Source organism: Treponema maltophilum ATCC 51939, assembly GCF_000413055.1.
Taxonomy (GTDB): Bacteria; Spirochaetota; Spirochaetia; order Treponematales; family Treponemataceae; genus Treponema_C; species Treponema_C maltophilum.
Map to the genome: position 1 here is coordinate 779,789 of NZ_KE332518.1, position 16,949 is coordinate 796,737.

Genomic DNA, 16,949 nt, shown 5'->3' on the forward strand with positions numbered 1-16,949 from the left:
TTTATTGTCAATAAATTCGGAAACAATATTTCATGTTTTAGCCGCTCTGTAGACAAAAACTTTCAATCGGGATATACTTTATGCATGGTTTTAAACGGAATCGATGCAATAGACGGCTTTGATTCTCTTTTTGCGCGCAAAAAACTCGGCGTTATTACGTCGGTGTCGGGCGTAAACAGAGATTTTGTCCCTTCATGGAAAATCCTCGCCGAACGCTATACGGTCGGCGCTTTATTCGCGCCCGAGCACGGTCTGTTCGGCTGCGAAGAGGCGGGCGCTCCCGTGGAATCGGGCGGTTCGCAAAGCGCATCCGGCATTCCCGTGTACAGCCTGTACCGAAAAGACGGTCAGGATTTTGAGCGTTCGATGCTCGAGCATGTCGATGCGCTCGTATACGACATTCAGGATGTGGGAACCCGTTTTTATACCTATATTTCGACGATGATCTGCGCGCTCAAGGCGGCTTGCAGATACGGCAAAGAAGTTATTATTTTGGACCGGGTAAACCCGCTCGGCGGTTTTAAAGCCGAAGGCGCTCTCGTGCAAAAAGAATACGAAAGCTTTGTCGGTATGTATCCGCTTCCGATCCGTTATGCGCTTACGGCCGGAGAACTTGCACGCTTCGTACACGAAAACGAGGCGATGAGCTGTGCGCTGCATACGGTTCCCGTAAAAAATTGGACGCGCGGCATGCTTTTTAACGAAACAGGTTTGCCGTGGGTTCCGCCTTCGCCGAATATGCCCGGCTTCGAATGCGCGCTTTTGTATCCGGGCATCGGGCTTTTTGAAGGTACGAATATTTCGGAGGGCAGGGGAACCGCAAGCCCTTTCAGCACGGTCGGTGCTCCTTTTATCGACGCGGAAAAACTTGCGGATGCGATGAACGCAAAAAAACTTCCGGGTGTGCATTTTATGAGTGCCCGTTTTACGCCGGTTTCTTCAAAACATTCGGGTGCCCTGTGCCGCGGCGTTCGGCTTTTTATTACAGACTGCAAAACCTTCGAGCCGGTTAAAACGGGCTTGGAACTGCTGTTTACAATCAAAAACGAGTATCCGGAGGACTTTGCGTTTTTGCCCGTTCCCGAGGGCGCAAAGCTTATGCCCGTTGACCGCCTTGCCGGAAGTTCGATTCTGCGCCGTGCGTCTTCGGCGCGGGAAGTTGCGGCGGTGTTTGAAAAAGAAGCGGACGCTTTTTTTAAACGGGCTAAAAAATTTTTTATGTACGGAGATGCGCTGTGAAAAAAACGACGCTGCGCGAAAAGATCGGGCAAATGTTTGTCTGCGGCTTTCCCGGCACAAGCATGAACGGCGAGTTTATCGAACTGGTAAAAAAATACAAGGTCGGAAACGTTATTTTATTTAAACACAATATCGAAAGTCTTGCGCAAATGAAAACGCTGTGCACCGACATTCAAAAGCTGATTCAAAGCGAAACCGGTTTTCCCGCTTTTATTACGATCGATCAGGAAGGCGGGGCGGTGTCGCGTTTGGCCGAAGACGAGCTGAACGTGCCCGGCGCTATGGCTCTGGCCGCAACGGGCGATGAAAAAAACGCCTATACGGCGGGGCTTTTAACCGCCGAAATCTTACGCGGCTGCGGAGTGAATTTCGACTTGGCGCCCGTTTTGGACGTTAATTCAAACCCGAACAATCCGGTTATCGGCGTGCGCAGCTACGGCGACAATCCCGATATCGTTGCGCGTTTCGGCATTCAAATGATACGCGGCTTGGCCGAAGGCGGCGTATTGAGTTCGGCAAAGCATTTTCCCGGCCACGGCGACACTTCGGTCGATTCGCACCTGACGCTTCCGACCGTCCGTAAAACGCGCGCGGAACTCGACAAGGTCGAACTTATACCCTTTGCAAAGGCAGTGCATTCGCCTTTGAGCGCGGTTACGATTTCCCACATCGTGTTTCCGGCAATCGATAAAGACGTACCTGCGACGATGTCGAAAAAAATCGTTACCGATTTACTCAAAAAAGAGCTCGGTTTTTCCGGCTTGGTTATAAGCGACTGTATGGAAATGAAAGCGGTACAAAAATTCTTCGGAACGCCGCAAAGCTGCGTAGGCGCAATCAATGCCGGAATCGAATTGATCTTTATTTCGCATACCGTTTCAACCGCCCGCGATTCTTTGGACGAAGTTTTTAAAGAATGCGAAAACGGCCGCATAAAAGCCGAAGTTATAGACGGTGCGCTTTCAAAGATACTTGCTTTAAAAGAAAAACTTCCGCGTGCAGACTCTTTGAGCGGCGATCGCTTGAACGAAATAAAAAAAACAATCGCCGATTTGCGAAAAAAAACGATCACCGCGTACCCGTCGGCTGCGGTGCGCTTTCCCGATTTCGGGGAAAATCCGTTTTTTGTCGGCCCGCAGCCTTTTATTATTACAAACGTGTCGAACGATGTGGATGCGTCGATAAGCTTTGCTTCCCATATGCAAAAAGAATTCGGGGGTACCGCGGTCGACACTTCAATCGATCCGGGCGATGCGGAAATCGCAAAAATCCGCGCACAAGCCGAAAATGCGAGTGCGATTGCCGCGGCAACGTATAACGGTCATGTCAAACGCGGTCAGCTTAAATTAGTCCGCGCGCTCGCCGAATTAGGTAAACCCATGCTCGTCACCGCACTGCGCAACCCCTACGATTTGGGCTGCCTTTCGGAAAATCTTTTGCAAAGAGGCGTATGTGGTATCGCCGCCTACGAATACAGCAACAGCGTTTTATCATGCATTACCGATATTTTAAAACGCGGCGAAAAATGCGAAGGCCGGCTCGGCTTGACAATTCCCGCGATCGATATGACCGAATAAAAAAGAGGATGCTGTTATGGCGGATATGCTTGTTAATTTGCTTAATTTGCCGAATACCGAAAGCCTGTATAAACGGTTAAAAGAAGACCACAATATTTACATACGGCGCGCTCTGGTGCCGGATAAATTCCGCATTGTGGAGTGGGTAAAAGAGCATTCGAGCTTGAGCGCTGCAGGCGAGTGCGACGTATGCTTTTCGCGTTTGCCCGTTTCGTGTTTTATTGCGACGCGCGGCGCCTGCGTTTTGGGCTACGCATGCTACAACGCGACCGCCCCCGACTTTTTCGGGCCGACGCGCGTATCGGACGAAGAGCAGGGTAAGGGCGTCGGCAAAGCGCTGCTCTTGGCGTCGCTGCACGCGATGAGAGCGGAAGGCTACGTATATGCCGTTATCGGGGGCATCGGGCCTGCCGAATTTTACGCCAAAACGGTCGGTGCCGTTTTAATCGCCGATTCCACTCCGGGAATCTATAAAGATTTTTTACCCAAATTAAAAGACTGAATGATTTTTTCCGTGCGGCGGTATTTCGGGTTCCGCGGTTGCGGATACGTCTTCGATCGGCTCAATGCTTATTCCGATGATGAAAAAATCCGGTTATGATACGGACTTTTCCGTTGCCGTTACCGTTACGTCTTCGTGTCAGGGCGTTTTGATTCCGCCTTCGCACAACATGATTTTGTTTTCTTTGGCTGCAGGCGGCGTTTCCATCGGGCGGCTTTTTTTAGGCGGTTTGGTTCCCGGACTGCTTTTAGGCGTAAGCCTTATGGTTACCTCATATATTATCGCCGTAAAACGCAATTATCCGCGCGGTAAAAAAATCCCTTTTAAAGAAATGCTTGCGGCGGTGTGGAATGCCTTTGCCGGTCTTCTCACTTGTTTGATTATTATTTTCGGCGTTATCTTCGGCTGGTACACGGCAACCGAATCGGCCGCCATAGCGGTTGTCTACGCCTTTGTCGTTACCTTTTTTCTTTACCGCGAAATACCTTTAAAGCAGATTTTACCGATTCTTAAACGTTCACTGCGCACCATCGCGATAGTCCTGTCGCTCATCGCAACGGCCTCGATGTTCGGCTGGCTTTTGGCGTATTTAAAAGTTCCGACCCTTATGACGCGGGCGCTTTTAACCGTTTCGGATAATAAAATCGTCATCTTGTTGCTTATAAACATTATGTGCCTCGTGCTCGGCTGCATTATGGACATGGGCCCGCTTATTTTGATTTTGACGCCGATTTTGTTGCCCGTGTGCCAATCATTCGGCATGGATCCGGTACATTTCGGAAGCATGCTCATATTGAATTTGGCAATCGGTTTGTGTACGCCGCCGGTCGGCGCGGCGCTGTTTGTCGGCTGTTCAATCGGGAAAATTAAAATAGAACAGGTCACTAAAGCCTGCCTTCCGTTTTATGCCGCGATGATTGTAACGCTTCTTTTGGTAACCTTTGTCCCCGGCTTGGTTATGGCGGTGCCGAATGTGCTTATGAAATAACGAAGTTCCGAAAACAACCGATAAAGATACGCTCCAAACACGATTTTTATCTCTTGCAAAACCCGATACGGAATTGTAAAATGGGGAATGTGCGGGTATCGGTACCGTTTTACGGCAGTCGATACACTATGAAATAATTTTATCTATTCGGAGGTTAAATAGAAAAGCTATGATCAAACGCATAACAAAATCCGTTTCGGCAATTTTTATTGCCGCAGTTTTTTTCGTATCGTGTGCGAGCGCTTCGGGGACTGCCGAAAAAGCAAAGCAGGCCGCGGCAAAAAACGAAGCCGACGAGGTTCTGCTTGCCGAGCAGGGGATGTTGGCATACAACTGGATGCAGCAATCGGGCGAATATCGCGCGCTGGCGTATCAGGCATTCAATGCGGCAAAAGCCGCCTTTGATGCGGCGGTTCCGGCAGACGGTATGAAAAAAGCGGTCGTCGTCGATCTCGATGAAACGATGATAGACAATTCGGCCGAGGGGGCGATCCGATTATTGGAGCACAAGGAATTTGACCCCTCATTTTGGACAAGGTGGTGCGAAGCGGAACAAGCGCTTGCGATTCCCGGTGCCGTCGAATTTGCAAATTATGTTAATTCGCACGGCGGCAAAATGTTTTACGTTTCAAATCGTATTGTCGGCCCCGAATACCAGCCGACGATCAACAATTTAAAAGCGCTCGGCTTTACCGGCGTCGATTCGACATCCGTACTGCTGAAAGATAAAGTTTCGCAAAAAACGGCTCGATTCGAACAGGTCGAAAAAGCCGGCTACGAAATCGTCGTATTTATCGGCGACAATTTGGATGATTTCCGCTTTACGGGTGAAACCTATCGTAAACTCAACGATGTGCGCCGCTCTGTTGTCGACAAGTACAAATCCGACTTCGGCGTAAAGTATATCGTTTTGCCGAATCCTCTCTACGGAAATTGGGAGGGCGGATTAAATGCCGATTATTATAAAAACGATGCGGCCGGCAAGCTGAAAATACGCAGAGATAATTTAAAGGTTTGGAAAAAATAACCGTACGAATTCGGCGGGAGGCGTGTTCCGGGATTGCATAAACTCCGGCTGCTCCGCCGAATTTTACGTCCGAACCGCCTGCCGTTTTTATTTTTAGTACAAAATTGCATCGGATACTTGCCTTTTTTTTAATAATATGATAGAGTTTGGATGCTTTAGAGCATTTAGGTAAAAAGATTTTAGTACAAAATATGACAGAATTATGTGATTGCTACGCACTGCTTTTCGGGATTGCTTTGGGTGGGCGGTGAGTTTTCGAGCTTTAAAAAAATAAAGGTTTCGGAAACACATGCCGATAAAGAAGCGAGTCGATGTTTTTATCGGGCAGCGTGTACTCCTGTGTAAACGGCTGTCGCTAAAATCTTTTCGGGTTGGCACTTGTTTAGTAAAGGGAGTTTATGAAAAGAGTAGCATTCTTTGTGTTCTTTTGCTGTGCGCTCAGCGCCGGCCATGCATTCGGTTCCAGAGACATAACCGAAACCGAACTTGTTCCTTTGGAAAGTTGGCAGAAAACTGCGGATATTTCGGCGAAAAAAAAGGGAAAATACAATATTCTTATAACGGCTCGCGATACTGCCGGCAATGTCGGCTATGCGGGCCCTTTTAATATGTACATAGATCCGGATTCGGATTTGCCCGTTACCTCGATCGCTTTTCCCGCTTCGGGTGCCGACGTAGCCGGTAACGTGGACATCATCGGAACCTGCTATGACGACGACGCCGTTGCCAAAGTTTCGATCAGGGTCGACGGTGCCGAACAAATCTATACGGCAAAGGGAACCGAATTTTGGTCCTACGCGCTCAATACGGCGGCCTTAGCCGAAGGTGTGCACACGGTTGAAGTGTGGGGTACCGACGTAAACGGCGTAGACGGAAAAAGCATAAAAACTTCTTTTAACTTGAACAGGCGCTTGCCCGTTACAAGCGTTACGAATACCGGAGAAGGCACTTTGGTGTCGGGTACCGTAAACTTGGAAGGAACGGTTGAAGACGGAAACGGCATAGACCGTCTGTTTTATTCGCTCGATAACGGAAATAAATTTGAGGAAGTGCGCTTATCGTACGACAAAAAGCTTAATCGTTCGGTTTTTAAACTTCCCGTAAAAACCGCACTGCTTTCCGACGGCCCGAACGTATGCTGGTTCAAAGCGGTCGATAAACAGGGCTCGACCGGAATCTATACCTTTTTATTTTTTGTGGACAATGTGCCGCCCTCGCTTTCATTCATATATCCGGACAATGAAACCGAAACGTTTCCGAGCGTTTTTTCCGTTGCCGGCCGCGTTTCCGACGGTACGGGGCTCGAATCCCTTACATGGGTATGCGGAAAAGAAAGCGGCGAGATTGCCGTAACGCCGGGCAACGATTATTGGGTTAAGGAATTCGACTTTACGCGCACGAATGCAAAATCGGTTGTTATCGAATTTGCGGCAAAAGACGTTGCCGGAAACGTTGTGCGCGAGAAAAAAAAGATTGAAATCGATAAAGCGAAAGATAAGCCCCGCTTGGAAATCGTCAGTCCGAAGGCGGACGAAAAGATAGACGGCGGCCTTTTTATTTCAGGTTTGTCCTACGGCAACGCGTCGGAAATCCGCTATAGAATCGACCGGGGCGAAGAAAAATCCCTTATGCTTTCTTCAACCTCGGTTGCCTTTGCCGCAACGGAAGAAGGTCTTGCCGCCGGAAATCACACGCTTTTTGCGTACGCCGTGAAAGCCGACGGAACGGCCGGAAACGTGCAAAGCGTTCGGTTTTCTTCAATAGGAAAAGCGCCCGTCATCGCATTCGACAACGGAAGCACCGTTATTCCGTTGTACGGTGCGCAAAACAGAGTTCCGACAGCCGTCCGCATAAAAGCGGAAGCGGGCTTGCGCGAAGTGCTTGTCGGTTTTAACGGTGAAGAAGAAAAGCCGCTTGTTATAAAAGAAGGTCAAACCGAATTTACCGTACGCCCGAGCGTAAACGATAAAACGGGCGCGGGAATATACGCGATATCGGTCAGCGCAACCGACACGGCAGGCCGCACCGCGGCACAAAAACTGCTCATCGGCATCGCCGATAACGGAAAGTCGGGCGATACGAGCGACCTTACCGCTTTTGCGTGGGCAGGAAGCAGGCTCGGAAGCGCCGCGCTCATTACGGGCGGTGTTTTGGAAGGCTTGTTTTATTCGCCTGAAGGCGCCCAAATTGAAAGTGCCGAATTGACCGGCTCGGCAGACCTTTCCTGTGAAGTTGAAGGAAACCTGATAAAAATTGCCGCGGCAAAAGACGGCATGTATAAAGATGTGCGCGTAACGCTGCACACAAGCGACGGCCGGGATATAACGAGCGAAAGCATCGATGTTTTAGCCGATACGGCTTTTCCCGTCATAACGCTTAACAAAAGCGCAGCTTACGTAAAAGATTCGCTCGCCTTTTCAGGCAGCGTAAGCGGCTCCCGATTGCCGATCGAATACCGCCTGTCGTCATCTTCTTCGGATGAAGTTTTAACCGGAACGCTTGACGGCCGCTTTGAAAAAACGCTCGACGTAAAAAGTTTCCCGGACGGCGCGCTCCTTCTTTCGCTTGCCGCGGCGGACGATGCCGGCAAAAAAACTTTTGAACGCGCAATCTTTATAAAAGATACCGAGGATCCCGATGTGCGCATGGTTATGCCCGCCGTCGGCGATAAGGTAAACGGTTCGATAACGGCGGCTTTTACGATCGGTGAAAAATTCGGCAGCGTAAAGGCCGAATACAAAACCGACGATAAAAACCCGGCGTGGAAGGAATTTCCCTATGCTTCGCTTTCAAGCGTTGTTATAGGAACCGCGGCCGATCCGATAAGCAAAAACATGCAGTTCCGTTTTACCGACGCTGCGGGAAACGTCAAGCTCATCAATCAATACGATTTCGATATCGACACTTCCGCCGACGCTCCTGTCGTCGAAATACATGTGCCGTTTGAAAATCAGGTTATCGTCGGCGACTTTGCCGTTTCGGGCATCGTGTACGACGACGACGCTCCGGCAAAAATCTACTATAAAATCGACGATAAGCCCTATACGGCGCTCGACGTCAAAAACACCTTTTCGATTCCGATTGCTCTTTCGTCTTTAACCGACAACGAGCATACGATCAGCATATACGGCGAAGATATTTACGGCATAAAAAGCGCACCGGTCGAACGAAAAATCAGAGTGTCGCTTGAAAAGCCCGTAGTGCAAATGACTTTGCCGAATTCCGACGAAACCATCAAAGGTTTTATAACCATAACCGGTACGGCTTCCGACGGAAACGGCATCGGCAAAGTGTATATTTCGGTAAATAACGGAAGCAGTTTTTTGCGCGCCGACGGAACGGATAAATGGAGCTATTCGCTCAACACGCAGGTTATCGGGGACGGCACCCACGTTATGCTTATTAAAGCGGTCGACAAATACGGTCAGGAATCGGTATCGTCCGCCTTAATCAATACCGACAACACGCCGCCGCTTTTGGAAATCGAATATCCTTTGGCCGGTTCGGTACTCGATAAAGATTTATTTATATCGGGTCAGGCATGGGACAGTATTTCGCTCGAAGGCGTAACGCTCAAAATAAAGAGTCTTTCGAATACGGCCGTTCCGGCATCGCTTGCTCAAATCAAATTGAAGACGGAACTGCTTATCGCCGAAACCGTCAATATTGCTTCGCTGCCGGAAGGACGCTACAATTTGGAAATATCGGGCATCGATAAAGCCGGCAATACGAACGAAGCCGCCGTAAACTTCGACGTGGTGCGAAAGGCCGACAAAAATAAAATAGAACTTTTGTATCCTTTAAACGGCCAAACGCTGTGCGGCGAGTTCAACGTGTACGGCCGCACGGAGCCGTCGTCGAAGATACAACAGATATCGCTGTTTATTGACGGAAAGCAAATAGAGACCTCCGACGTGTCGAAAACTTCCTACGCGGCATTCCGCCTGACTCCCGAACTTATAAGCGAGGGTACGCACAAGATCGAAATAAAAGGGATTATTCCCGCAACTCAAACGGTGATTTCAAGCGGTGTTTCCGTAGACTATAAAGAAAACGGCCCGTGGGTTACGATAGACAATTTTGCGATGGGCGATTTTGCAATCGACCGTCCGTACTTAAAAGGAAGGGCGGGCTATTCGGTTTCGCAAGCGGAAAAAGACGCCGCCGTTGCAAAAGACGCGTCCGCGGATGCGAAGCGGCTTTTTGCGGGCAAGCGCCTCAAATCGGTTGAAGTAAGCTTTAACAACGGACGCACCTTTGTTCCGGCAAAACTTAAAGACGGCTGGCAGTACCGAATCGAAACGGAAGACATGGCCGAAGGCAATCACTTTTTGCTCGTGCGTGCCGTTATGGAAAATAAAGAAGTCGCGATATGCAGAACGATTGTAAAAATCGATAAAACCGTTCCGAACATAACGCTTATCTCTCCGGGCGAAGGCGGACGTTATAACGGAAGCATAACCTTTACCGGCTTGGCTTCGGACGAAAACGGACTGCAAAACGCAAGCGCCGCGCTCCGACAAGGCGACAAATCGACATACGGCGTGCCCAAATTCATACAAGGCCTGCATTTTGAAGCCGGTTTTTGGGGCGCAACGCTGTGGAACATGGGCGTCGGCTTAAGCTTTTTCGACGACAACGTAAAGCTGCAGTTGCATTACGGGCAGTTTACGCAAAAGCAATTCGACTGGTTTTATAAAATGCAAAAGCTTCCGCCCCAACAAATCCGTTACGGCGGACATGTGGGTTCTATAAAGCTTTTGGCGAACGTGTTCGAACTGCCGTTCGGCTATTATTTGGGACCCGATTGGCAATGGCTGTATTTGAACGTCGCGGTCGGTGCGCAGTTTTCGCTGTTCGGCGAAACGCAAAGCGGAAAACCGCAAGTGCTTTCGGCAGGCTTGGTGCAGGTGGAATTCCCGCGCGTAAAACTGTATAAGCGCAAACACTTCAGTTCGTTTTCGTTCTTTACCGAAGGACAGCTGTGGTTTATTCCGACCGACGTCAATTCATCATCGATAAGATCCGTTATGCCGCACCTGTGCGGCGGAGTGCGCGTCAATATATTCTAAAAGTTTCGACTAAAACTTGAGGAGGCGTATTATGAAAAATACCTTATTCAAAAATAAAAATGTTCGGATAAAAAACGGACTGTTGTTTTCCGCAGTCCTTTTTGCGATGCTGATAATTTCGACCTGTCAGCAGCATATCGCTTTGGGCGGCGGCGTAGATATTTTGCCTCCGAGCGGCGAGATTTTGTACCCCGATGCGGGCGAAACTCCGATCCGCGGCAGTTTTGTACTCAAGGGAACGGCAAAGGACGACGAGGGAGTACAAGCGGTTTCGATTGTATTTGAAGACATAGAAACGAAAGACAGAACGCGCTCTTTTCAGGCCGAACTTTCCAAGCCGGGCGCTTACAGTACAACGTGGACTGCAAACATAGCCAACGAGTCTACGGGGACGGAAGCGCCGCCTCACGAACTCGTAAAAGTGTATCCCATCCCCGACGGCGAATACACGGCAATCGTTACCGTTACCGACAACAACGGAAAAACGTCCAAGTTTACAAAGAACTATAAAATCGACAACACGCCTCCCGTGTTCATCGTTTCGCGGCCGTCGACGGCTAAACCGGTTTCGATCGATTCTGAAACCGGCGATAAATACGGAGCGATCTTTTCGGTAGTGGGGCAGGCAGGCGAAAGAAACACGGTTTCCAAACTGAGTGTTGAAGTGCCGGAAAAAAATCTTTCGACAAGCGAAATGTTCGTAGGAAAAAATATCAATGCACAGCTTTTTGTATACGGCGAAGCGGATGCCGCTGCATGGTACGACTATCAAAAAAACGAGCTCCACAACAAAGCCATAAAAGCCCAACTGTTTTTGTACGACAATGCGCAGAAATTTTCAGGCGGCGCTCCCGGCACGGAAGGTAATAAATCCGAATTCTTTTATTTACAAGGTGATATACAAAATACCGTTTTAAAAAACGGCTATAGGGAAGAAGTTATAAGTGATTATTTTGCAGGTAAAAAAGGTTCCGATAAAAATGACCACGATAAAAAAATAAAAGCCTTGCGTGAAGACACTACTGCATTAACTGCATTAAAAGAAAACCGCAAAATGATGGACGGTTCTGCAGCGGAACGCAGTACTTTTAAATTGGACCCGAATAAATCGCCCGGTTATAAAATTATCGGCGTAAAAAATTTAGCAAAAGAAAACTTGGATCTTTCCGCAGCCAGTCCGATTGTTTTTAAAGGCGGAACCGTGACAACGCTTTTAGCCGAACTTATCCCCAATAAAGACGGCGACTCTTTGGTAAGTCCGAATACGGTTGATGCTTATAAAAACAGCGGTATAAAAATAGTGCTTGTGAAATGGAAGGGTACTACGGGAACAAATGAAACCGAGAGTTTTAAAACCGGGGCCAACCTTGAAGAAGAAGCGGTACTGTTGGATTTTGCCAATTTAACCGACCAAACACAATTAGATAACGCAATAACAAAAGTAGGAAGCAATTTACGCGTAAAATTCAATTTACCTACTTCTTTTACCGAAGGAAAACGTGCAATAAAAGTTATCGGCACGGACAGCACAACTCAAGTTTCCAATACCTTTGAAGCGTATGACGATTCGAATTCGGTAAATAACGGTTTATATATTTGTAATTTTATTTCCAGCGGAAGCGGTCCGAGAATCAGACCTGTGCGCATCGAAGGATTTAAAAATCAAAATTTCGATATTTTTGCCGACATTACCGATTTGGAACCGGGTACCGCGTACTACAAAATAGGAGGAGCGGCAACAGTAGATCCACATAGAAAACTTGAACAACAGGGCGCTTCCGCACGGTATAAAGCAACCCTTGATATAAGTGCGTTATCCGACGGAGAATACGAACTCCACTTTTTGGCTAAAGCAAATAGCGGAAGTGAAGACAAAGATAACATAACTTTTAGCGTCGATAAAACACCTCCGACGGTTAAATTAACTTATCCCGAGTCTAACGTTGCTCAAGCGGGTGAAGTAAGCTTTACGGGAACGATTTCGGACGCAGGTGCAGGAGTTAAAGCCTCTGCAACAAAGTTTTTAATCGCAAAAAAATCCGTAGGAACGGTAACCCCTGAAACGAGCGGTTGGCAAAATATGGTTACTTCTACGGCGGGCAGTTGGAACTTTAAATATAATTTCACCAGTATAACTCCTTCAGAATATGGAAATCCGAATACGTCTATACCGGCATATTTTGACATTCCCATATATATTCTTGCGGAAGACAATATCGGCAATAAGAAAGTATATCCGCTGACAATGTTATTAAATCCCGATGGAAGAAAACCTGTTGTAAAAATATTATCGCCTGCAAATGAAGCCAAGTTGGGCGGTACTATACAAATTTTCGGTACAACGAATGTTGCAATCGGTTCTCCGTCTGATATAGGAGAAGCATATATTCAGTTTTCCAAAACCGGTAATTTTGATGCTACGCCGGATGACGGGAAATTCGGTACAAAAGATTGGTATAACGGCGGGAATGGCATTGTTGTAGATGATACTGCTGCAAACGGTGCAGTACAGTGGACGCAAACGATCAATCAAGATCAATCTTTTAATCCGAGCGGCAATAACTGGTTTGTATATTTTAGAGTTCGTGCTAAAAATAAAACAACCAATGAATTCGGTGCATGGACGGAAAAGATTAAAATCGAAATAGATAAGTCTTCTCCGACTATCGGAAGTCCTGACGCTGTTAAAATAGTTAGCACTGCGCCTGCTGTTTCCTTAGACTATGTTCCGCGTATGTGGATCGGCTCGAATATGACTCTTACCGGATCTTTATACGATGAATCGGGAATAAAAGAAATTACTATTTCCGGTGATTTGGCAAATGGGAAAATATATACCGGTTCAACAGCTATAGAGAACTTAAAACATGATGGATGGATAGAAGAAGATCCGGCTCATCCGTCTTCATCGCCTGCTGCAAAAAATTATAAGCTTAAAATACCACTTAATTTAAGTACTTTAACTGCACAAGCTCAAGCAAAGGGAGAATTTACCGTAAAAATATCTATTACCGAAGATACTGCTAATAAGCTAAAATCCGAAAGAGAATTTACATTCCGTTTCGATACGGAAAATCCTTCAGGCGGTTTCGGTAATATGATTTACGTTGCAAACGGTACTTTTGATACAACGTCAATTACCGATTCGGCTCTTGCAAATACGATACGTTCAAATCCTGCAGGTTTAAAAATGCTTGTGGGGGATAAAATCGTAAGTATAACAAATACCGCAGGTTTTTCGGGTAATACGGTAAACTTTATGCCCGCTCTTGCTTCTGCGGGAAGATACAATTATGTCGTATATAAACCGGAAGTGTTGGTAAAAGCCGTCAGCGGCAATGATTGGGTTGTGCGCGGTGTTGCCAACGACAACGGTTCGGGCGTTAAAGAAGTTACCGCCAAGCTTGAAGTAGGCAGTGCTTCACAAAGCGTAACAATGACCGAGCTTGATCCTTCAAATAAAATATACCGACAGCTGGACGGTTTGTGTAAGTGGGAAGGAAAGATCAATTTATCAAGTATACCTGACGGTAAAGGTAAACTTACCTATACCGTAACCGACAACAGCGGTAACGTTTTTAGCGCTCAGGAAGATGTGCGGGTAAAAAATAAAGCTTTACGCGTAACTACGGTAACGTTGAGTACGGATATCGGCGGCACGCAAAGTACGTTTGAAAATACAAATGCAAACAATGCACTAGAAGAAACAATCGATAATAATTCGGACGCTACGGCAACACTTACCAGCAAACGATTTGCCTTTAAATCTTTGACCGATTCCAAGATCAAAGTGGATTTTACCGACGGGCAAGGACAGATTAAATATACGCTCAAATATAACGGCAACATATTAACCGGTCACAATATGAACAATATCAGTTCCGGAAATACTATAGCTTTAACTTCAAGCGATTTGAATACGATAGGCAACAGCACCGGAGGCAACACTAAGGATTTAGTGCTTGAACTGTGGGACAGCGCAGAAGGCTGTACGGCAACAGGAAGCGCTCCTCTTACCAAAAGTTCTTTTGCCGAGGTAACGATCAAAGCCATATTCGACGCCCTGGACGATAAAGCACCTACGGTAGTCGTTCTGCCCTTCTATTGGAACGGAGAAGGCAAAGACTCGAACAATAATCCGCTGAACTCTCTGTATGAGGGCAGCCGTACAAACGGGCACGTGGAAATCGCTTCGGTTTCGGGAACGGGCAATACTTATTCTTCCGTTTCGGGCAAGGTAAGCGTAAGCGGTTTTGCGTATGACAATATCAAAATAAATACGCTTGAAGCGAGCCTCCCGAACACAACGGCGCTTACGGTTAAGGCAACGCGGCAGGCTAACGGTACGTGGACATCCGATAAAAATATGGCTTCGCACGGAGCCGTATTGACGGTTGAAACCTTGGGTGCCGACTATCTCGGTTATTATGTCAAATGGCGGCTTGATTGGAATACCGAAAAAGCGGGCGTAGGCATTGCCAAAAGTATTACGGTAAGCGTTAACGACGGAACGAATACTTCCGCCCCCGCAGACGGCGGTACGTCTCAAAACGCAACGGTAACAAGACAAACGTTAAAGACTGCCGAGGATGCTGTTTTCGCAAATAAAAATCCGGGGCAATTCGTCGTATTCAAAAAAGGCGAAACCCAATACCTTACTCGCATTGAAAGCGTCTCCGGTAACAAGGTAACGCTTGTTGATACCGTTCCCACGGATGCGGACGAAGCGTTTGTGTACGGCTATACCGCAAACAAAGCGAAGGTAAATATAAATGTCGTGCCGTATATTACCGGAATAAAGACCGCTCTAACCGGTTCTGCCGGCATTGACTTTGACCGCTCCGCACTCGGTTTTTATCCCGTATATGCGGGAGAAAAGATAACGCTTAAAGGTTTTAATATAGCGTCATCACCGACTGTCAAGCTCGGAACCAAGGATTTGACTTCGAAAGTATCCGCATACAATCAGGCGGCCGGTACATTTGCCGTCGAAATTGAAGATACCGCAGACGTTAAAACCGGTGAGCTTACGATAACGGTCGGCACTACGCAGGCGATCAACAACGGCAATAAAAATCCCGTAATCGGTACGGACGGAACGGTTACGGAGGCTGCATACAACTCGTGGAGCAACCGAGCAAATAAACGGCTTGCCGACGATCTCAAGCTTTCGGTGTGGAAAGTCGATAATTTTCATTCAAGTATTCAGAAAGACATAACGAGTCCCATGCTCAAAATAGCTCCGGATAGTAAGTGGTATATGAGTTACGGAAAAGGCATACCTGCAATGGTTGTAAATAAAAACGGTACTGAAACTGACATCGATTACAGCTATAATAAATTTCATAATACGGCAGTAGCGTTTGATTCCGCTCACAATGTATATGCGGTAGGAACGAATACTGACCGTATAAATGAAAACTCGGCAAAGTTTTCATTTTACTCACGGGCAGCTTCGTATATAGGTTCTGCCGTTCATGCTTATCAAAATGTATGGACGGGAAAATCACGGCTTGAAACCGTATCCAACGGGACGGTTTATAATATAAATAGAGTACCGCGCCCGAAATTAGTTACTATAGGAAATACGGCGTCGACAAAAGTGTATATTTCTTATTTTGACGCGAACCATCCCAAAAATCCGGTAAAATTCCGCTACGGTACAGTTAATAATTCAAATATCTTTACTGACGGCATTATTGACGGTGCAACGAATCCGGCCAACAACTACGGTTCCGCTCCGAACTATCATACTATCGCCGACGATGATTCTCCAAGGTATAAAGGCGGTCCGTATGTCGCGCACGGCGTTACCTCCGGCGGGGTTGCCGTCGTCGCATGGTATGACGCTACGAATAAATGTCTGGTGTATTCGTACAATAAGACACCGCAGACTCCTGCTCAAGGAGGAGTCTGGCAAACCAATGCTCAATTGATCGATGACGATTTTGCCGGTTGGTATGTAGATCTTGCCGTAGATAAAAACAACGGTATACACATAGCATATTACAGCAGTTCAAAAGGCGATCTGAAATACGCTTATCTTCCGGCTTATAACGGTACGGCCACTGTCGTAACGGTCGACAGTTACTTGTCGGTCGGAACGCAGATATCGATTTCAACTCGGGAAGAAAACGGCAAGATCGTACCGTATATTTCATACTTCCAGTCCGCATTTACGCAAACGCCGAGTTCCGTACGCGTAGCATGGCGCAACGATTTGACCGGAACGGTAAAAGACGGCGCAAAAGACGAGTTGTTTACCGGTAATTGGGAAGTCATGACCATTCCGATGAAAGGAATTATCCCGAAAGACGAAACCATCTGCAACGGCGTTCCTACAGGCGGAGGTTGGGCAAATACGGTCGTTCTCGGTTTTATGAGCGATGACGGCTATAAAAAAGCGGTTCTGAAAGAGTAAAAAAAATGTAAAAGCCGGTAGGCACTCGCTTACCGGCTTTTTTTAGAGGAAAAGATGCGGTGTTCACTGCCTTTGAGATGAAGAAGCGGGTTCGCGAAAGCTGTAAAATATGTGAACAAGTTT

At 47.2% G+C, this 16,949-nt stretch carries 7 protein-coding genes; all 7 read left to right on the forward strand.

Features of this window, described 5'->3' with window-relative positions:
* Positions 1–84 precede the first annotated feature (84 nt).
* Positions 85–1,239 carry an exo-beta-N-acetylmuramidase NamZ family protein gene (locus tag HMPREF9194_RS03550; RefSeq protein WP_040846559.1) on the forward strand — a complete coding sequence of 385 codons (1,155 nt, stop codon included), beginning with the start codon at positions 85–87 and terminating at the stop codon, positions 1,237–1,239.
* Positions 1,236–2,816 (forward strand): glycoside hydrolase family 3 protein, encoded by a 1,581-nt coding sequence (locus HMPREF9194_RS03555; RefSeq protein WP_016525006.1) that lies wholly within the window; start codon positions 1,236–1,238, stop codon positions 2,814–2,816. The genes HMPREF9194_RS03550 and HMPREF9194_RS03555 overlap by 4 nt, the downstream gene beginning before the upstream one ends.
* A 16-nt stretch (positions 2,817–2,832) precedes the next feature.
* On the forward strand, positions 2,833–3,318 hold the full coding sequence (locus HMPREF9194_RS03560; RefSeq protein ID WP_016525007.1) for a GNAT family N-acetyltransferase: 486 nt from the start codon (positions 2,833–2,835) through the stop codon (positions 3,316–3,318).
* Positions 3,319–3,340: 22 nt separating this feature from the next.
* The gene (locus HMPREF9194_RS03565; protein ID WP_084663071.1) at positions 3,341–4,306 is read left to right on the forward strand and encodes a TRAP transporter large permease; all 966 of its coding nucleotides are present in this window, start codon (positions 3,341–3,343) and stop codon (positions 4,304–4,306) included.
* Positions 4,307–4,475: 169 nt separating this feature from the next.
* Positions 4,476–5,333, forward strand: a complete 858-nt coding sequence (locus HMPREF9194_RS03570) for a 5'-nucleotidase, lipoprotein e(P4) family (RefSeq protein ID WP_016525009.1) — start codon at positions 4,476–4,478, stop codon at positions 5,331–5,333.
* A 398-nt stretch (positions 5,334–5,731) separates the two neighbouring features.
* Complete coding sequence (locus tag HMPREF9194_RS03575; RefSeq protein ID WP_016525010.1) at positions 5,732–10,405, forward strand: Ig-like domain-containing protein; 4,674 nt, start codon at positions 5,732–5,734, stop codon at positions 10,403–10,405.
* Between the two features lie 31 nt (positions 10,406–10,436).
* Entirely contained in the window at positions 10,437–16,826 is a 6,390-nt protein-coding gene (locus HMPREF9194_RS03580; RefSeq protein ID WP_016525011.1) for a hypothetical protein, read from the forward strand.
* Positions 16,827–16,949: the final 123 nt, after the last annotated feature.